Annotated in this window: 8 protein-coding genes and 1 pseudogene; all 9 read left to right on the top strand. The window is 36.1% G+C overall.

The window, feature by feature from the left end; translation table 11 throughout:
* The coding region (gene trwL / locus ACFIL8_RS07180) for a VirB2 family type IV secretion system major pilin TrwL (RefSeq protein ID WP_375689265.1) at positions 1-186 on the top strand (186 nt) is incomplete at its 5' end.
* 127 nt (positions 187-313) lie between these two features.
* Positions 314-625: a VirB2 family type IV secretion system major pilin TrwL gene (gene trwL / locus ACFIL8_RS07175; RefSeq protein ID WP_375613864.1), complete on the top strand. Its 312-nt coding sequence runs from the start codon at positions 314-316 to the stop codon at positions 623-625.
* A 114-nt stretch (positions 626-739) separates the two neighbouring features.
* Complete coding sequence (gene trwL, locus ACFIL8_RS07170; protein WP_375613865.1) at positions 740-1,054, top strand: VirB2 family type IV secretion system major pilin TrwL; 315 nt, start codon at positions 740-742, stop codon at positions 1,052-1,054.
* Between the two features lie 127 nt (positions 1,055-1,181).
* Positions 1,182-1,502: a VirB2 family type IV secretion system major pilin TrwL gene (gene trwL, locus ACFIL8_RS07165; protein ID WP_375676964.1), complete on the top strand. Its 321-nt coding sequence runs from the start codon at positions 1,182-1,184 to the stop codon at positions 1,500-1,502.
* A gap of 123 nt (positions 1,503-1,625) precedes the next feature.
* Positions 1,626-1,934, top strand: a complete 309-nt coding sequence (locus tag ACFIL8_RS07160; protein ID WP_375621046.1) for a conjugal transfer protein — start codon at positions 1,626-1,628, stop codon at positions 1,932-1,934.
* A gap of 12 nt (positions 1,935-1,946) precedes the next feature.
* Positions 1,947-2,255 carry a type IV secretion system protein VirB3 gene (locus ACFIL8_RS07155; RefSeq protein ID WP_375613868.1) on the top strand — a complete coding sequence of 103 codons (309 nt, stop codon included), beginning with the start codon at positions 1,947-1,949 and terminating at the stop codon, positions 2,253-2,255.
* Between the two features lie 2 nt (positions 2,256-2,257).
* Complete coding sequence (locus tag ACFIL8_RS07150; RefSeq protein ID WP_375613869.1) at positions 2,258-4,729, top strand: VirB4 family type IV secretion/conjugal transfer ATPase; 2,472 nt, start codon at positions 2,258-2,260, stop codon at positions 4,727-4,729.
* Complete coding sequence (locus ACFIL8_RS07145; protein ID WP_375613870.1) at positions 4,726-5,493, top strand: type IV secretion system protein; 768 nt, start codon at positions 4,726-4,728, stop codon at positions 5,491-5,493. The genes ACFIL8_RS07150 and ACFIL8_RS07145 overlap by 4 nt, the downstream gene beginning before the upstream one ends.
* 191 nt (positions 5,494-5,684) lie before the next feature.
* Positions 5,685-5,793, top strand: a pseudogene (locus tag ACFIL8_RS07140) (trwi protein); the annotation flags it as partial.

Genomic DNA, 5,793 nt, shown 5'->3' with positions numbered 1-5,793 from the left:
GAACTCCAAAAAGATCTTAATACTAATATTATTCCTGTCGCTGCTGCTGTTATACTTTTATGCTTAGCAATTGGTTACGCAGGCCGCTACATAGAAAAGGATACATTTGTACGCTGGGCGATTGGCGTTGTCGTCGCTGGCTCAGCAACCCAACTTGCGAGCCTGTTATTCAAGGGGCAAGCGTAAGTCTATATAATGCATAATATTTTTATCATAAGGTTTTATATCTAATTATTATACACATATAAAAATCTCATATGTTTTATAATAATAAATACAAAGTATTAATAAGAGCATTAATTAAGAGTAAAATATGAAAAAATTAATTGATTTCCGATTAAAAAATAACAATAGAATCACAGCAATTTCTTCGGCTATAAGTTTATTTTTTATAGTACATCCTGCGTATGCAAAACTAAAAGCTGAAGATGCTTTAAAAACTCTGCAAACAGATCTTACTACTAATATTATTCCTGTTGCTGCTGCCGTTATTCTTTTATGCTTAGCAATTGGTTATGCTGGACGTTACATCGGAAAAGATACATTTGTACGGTGGGCAATCGGTGTTATCGTCGCTGGCTCAGCAACCCAACTTGCGAGCCTGTTATTCAAGGGGCAAGTGTGAGTCTTTATAAGACATAATGTCTCTAATGTGAGAGTTTATGTTTGATAAATTTAAACATATTATGTGATATTTCGTTTATATTAAGAATATACAAAGTATTGATAAGAGTAAAATATGAAAAAATTAATTAATCTCAAATTAAAAAATAATAACAAAATTATCGTAATTTCTGCAGCTCTAAGTGCCTTTTTTATAACGAATCCCGTATATGCAAATGTAAAATTAGATCCTGCAAAAAAGGCGTTAGATGCACTCCAAAATGACTTAAAAGCGATTATCCCTCTCGCCGCTGCTGTTATACTTTTGTGTTTAGCAATTGCCTATGCAGGGCGCTACATTGGAAAAGATACGTTTGTACGGTGGGCGATTGGCGTTGTCATCGCTGGCTCAGCAACCCAACTTTCTACACTGTTATTTACAGGTAAATAATAAGCTTATATAACACATAATGTTTTTAAAGTAAGAGTTTATACTTGCTATTTGTAACATATAAATATACCAATTTGTTTATTTTAAAAAGTATAAAATATTCATGAAAATTTAATGAAAGTAAAATATGCGAAAATTAATTAATGTCCAAACACAAAATAACAACAGAATCATAGTAATTTCTACAGCTATAATTGCATTTTTTATAACACAGTCTGCATATGCAAATGCAAAATTAGCTCCTGCTGAAAAAGCTCTAGATGCTCTAAAAAAAGATCTTATTGATCACATTATTCCTGTTGCTGCTGCCGTGATACTTTTGTGCTTAGCAATTGGTTACGCAGGCCGCTACATAGGAAAAGATACGTTTGTACGGTGGGCAATCGGCGTTGTCATTGCTGGCTCGGCAACCCAACTTGCTAAACTGCTATTTACAGGTCAAGCATAAATTAGTATAATACGTAATGTTTTTAATGTTCGTTGATTATAGATTTGTACCAGTAATAATATCGCTCATACTACGAAAAAAGGAAATTATTTATAGCAATTTAATTAAAAGGGGATAAAAGATATGAAACAATTAAATACGCTTCAATCAAAAATATGTAAGATTAGTGCTATTTTTATAACTTTGATTATGTTATTAATAACTCAATCTGCATATGCTCAGACGGAAACAAAGAGTTTAGATGTTTTCATAGGGATGCAATATGGATTAAGTATAATTATTCCTATCGTTGCTGCTATCGTTCTTTTATTACTTTTGCTTATTTATATATTTCGCATTATCGCAAGAGCTACATTTATGCGATGGGCATTCAGTGTCATTATTGCTGGTGCAGCTTTTTATATTAGCCACATATTATTTCACCTCCAGTGACGAGAACATTCCATGAAATCGCAAGAAAAAAAAGAATTCCCCCTATTCAAAGGAGCAACACGTGTTCCAACGATATGGGGTGTCCCCATGATGCCATTTATCGTTATGGTTATGGGGGTTGCTGTTATTGCTATGACAGTAAGTATCTTTTTGTGGATTATAGCACCTCCATTATGGTTTATTATGGTGCAAATTACTAAAAACGATGATAAGGCGTTTCGTATCTGGTGGTTATGGATCGATACTAAATTTCGCAATCGCAACAAAGGTTTTTGGGGCGCATCAAGTTATAGTCCCTCTGATTATAGTAAAAGGAGATAAACATGACAGCTGTTGAAAGCAGCAAACGCCTTGCATCAGAGACACCTGTAAGCCTGTTTCTGCCTTATTCACATCATATTACAGATACGATTATTTCTACTAAAAATGCGGAATATTTGTCAATTTGGAAAATTGATGGGCGTTCGCATCAAAGCGCTTCAGAAGAAGATATTTTTCAATGGATAAAAGAGCTTAACAATACTCTACGGGGTCTTGCATCAGCCAATTTATCATTTTGGACGCATATTGTGCGCCGCCGTGTTTATGAATATCCTGATTCAACATTTGATCAAATGTTTTGCTATCAACTTGATGAAAAATATCGACAAAGCTTTACTGGTTATAATTTGATGGTCAATGATTTATATCTGACTGTCATTTTTCAACCGATAGCGGATAAAATTATGTCGTTCTTTTCTAAACATGAACGTGAAACGCTTGATCAAAAAAAGATGCGACAAGACACATGTATCAAAGAACTCAATGACATCAATCGTACTTTAGGCCAATCTTTAAACCGTTACGGTGCAGAACTTCTTGGTGCTTATGAAAAAAATGGGCATGCTTATTCTTCTGCACTTGAATTCCTTGGAATGCTTGTCAATGGTGAATATCGCCCTATGCCAATTTGCCATGACCGTTTTGCTGACTATATGTCTGTCAATCGACCTTTTTTCTCAAAATGGGGCGCTCTTGGTGAACTGCGAACAACCAGTGGAATGCGTCGATTTGGAATGCTTGAAATTAAAGAATATGATGCAACAACCAAACCAGGACAATTAAATGTTTTGTTGGAAAGTGACTTCGAGTTCGTATTGACGCAGAGCTTTTCAGTGCTCTCCCGACATGCTGCTAAAGACTATTTACAACGGCATCAGCGTAATCTTATTGATGCACGAGATGTGGCAACGAGCCAAATTGAACAAATTGACGAAGCACTAAACCAGCTTATCAGTGGGCATTTTGTCATGGGAGAACATCACTGCACATTGACGATCTATGGTGATACAATTCAACAAGTTCGCGACCATATGGCCAAAGCAAGTGCAGCATTACTAGACGTTGCGGTACTGCCCAAACCTGTAGACTTAGCGATAGAGGCTGGCTATTGGGCACAACTTCCTGGCAATTGGAAATGGAGACCACGTCCTGCTCCGATTACATCATTGAACTTTTTGTCATTTTCATCTTTTCATAATTTTATGTCAGGAAAACCCACTGGCAACCCATGGGGACCAGCCGTCACAATTCTTAAAACAACCAGTAAAACACCGCTTTATTTCAACTTTCATGCCTCCAAACTTGAAGAGGACTCGACAGATAAACGTTTACTTGGTAATACCGCACTTATCGGACAATCTGGTTCCGGTAAAACCGTGTTACTCGGCTTTTTGTTAGCACAAGCACAAAAATTTAAGCCGACAACTGTTGTTTTTGATAAAGATCGTGGCATGGAAATTGCCATTCGGGCGATGGGTGGAAAATATTTAACATTCAAGCCAGGCAGAAAAAGTGGTTTCAATCCTTTCCAACTCCCACCCACACAAGAAAATCTTATTTTTCTGAAACAATTTGTTAAAAAATTGGCAGAAGCTGGTGGTGAAGTCACGCATCACGACGAAGAAGAAATTAACAAAGCAGTTATGTCTGTTATGAGTGCTAACATTGACCGATCACTCCGTCGTTTGTCCTTTCTAGTACAATTTTTACCAAATCCACGTTTAAGTGATTATAATGCTCACCCATCTGTTCATGCTCGCTTACTAAAATGGTGTGAAGGTGGTGATTATGGGTGGTTGTTTGATAATCCCCATGATGCTCTTGATCTCTCAACACATCAAATTTACGGCTTTGATATCACGGAATTCTTAGATAATTTTGAAACTCGCACTCCAGTGATGATGTATTTGCTTTACCGCACAGAAGGCATGATTAGCGGACAGCGGTTTATGTATATCTTTGACGAGTTTTGGAAGCCTTTGCAAGATCCGTACTTTGAAGATTTAGCCAAAAATAAACAAAAGACCATCCGTAAACAAAATGGTATTTTTGTTTATGCAACACAAGAGCCTAGCGATGCCTTGGAAAGTAATATTGCCAAAACACTCATTCAACAGTGTGCAACTTACATTTTTCTAGCCAATCCCAAAGCAAATTATGAAGATTATACAAAAGGCTTTAAACTAACAGATGCCGAATTTGAACTCGTTAAAGGACTTGGTGAGTTTAGTCGCCAATTCCTCATTAAGCAGGGTGATCAATCTGCGCTTGCAGAACTGAATCTTGGTAAATTCCATCTAACACGCGATGGAAAAACCATCGAACACGACTTTAGTGACGAGCTCTTAGTGTTATCAGGAACGCCTGATAACGCAGAGTTAGCCGAAAGCATTATCGCAGAAGTTGGTGATGATCCGGCAATATGGTTACCAATTTTCTTACAGCACGCAAAAAATGACAGGAGGGAAACATGAAAAAAAAGGTCATTTCAATAGTAGTTGTAATAACTTTAGGGGTTTCAAACCCAGCGATGGCTTGGGTTTGGGGCGCTGGGTCGGCGGATTTATCGGCATCCGTTCCAACGAAGTGGCCCAATTTTTTTGGAAGTTCATCTTCAAATACATCAAAGTCTAAAAAAACTCCACAGCAAAAGAAAGCGCCACCTGATGCCCAACTTCTCGATATGCTAAAAAAACACCTTGAGGAAGTAAAAAAGATACACGAGTCTATAACGGGAAGCCAAAAATTCGACACTAAAAAACTTAAAAATGTACAAACAGATCACAGTAGCTTTTTTCTCAAAAATCCAGAGAATCTCTACAATAGAAATAAAACTTCTGCTCTATCTACATCACTTGAAAATATTTTAAAAGAAGAAGAAATTCCTGTCACTATCCATGAATCTAGCAGTTTTATCAACAAGCGTATCCAATATGCAGCCATCACTGATAAAGCCGTAAGTTTAAAAACTTTTCAAGAAGCAAACAATCGTTTTCAGCAAATTGAAGAACTATTAAACGAGATCACGACAACAAAAGATCTAAAAAGTATTGCCGAGTTACAAGCACATATAATTGGAATGCTTGCTATGCTACAAAATGAAACAGCAAAACTACAAATGGTTACACATTTACGCAATGCTGAACATACACTTATCAAACAACAGAAAGATAAACATAACATAAAAATTTTGAATAGTAAAAACACGAACATGCCTACCATAAGATTCATTAGGTAAAGCTTTTTGTAGCAATATTTTGTATATTATTTTTCCTGTATGCTCGTAAAAAGAAAAAGTTAATGCGTAATACTCAATTCTCTCTCATAGATCGAAAAGGTCTACGAAGTTTCATTTTATCCTTAAAAAAATTCAACGAAAAATGCTCAAAAAGCATATAAAAAGTTGAAAATTCGTTAAAGAGGAATTCCATGGACTTTACAGTGTTCACGCAACTTTTCAGTAAAATTGATCAGATAACAAAAACATATGTCACGGATATTTCCTCAAAAGCAATTGTTACAATTACACCCTTTGTAT

Source organism: Bartonella sp. AP57NXGY (assembly GCF_042195805.1).
Classification (GTDB): Bacteria; Pseudomonadota; Alphaproteobacteria; order Rhizobiales; family Rhizobiaceae; genus Bartonella.
The sequence above is the reverse complement of the archived record's forward strand: the minus strand, read 5'-3'. Positions and strand labels throughout refer to the sequence as shown.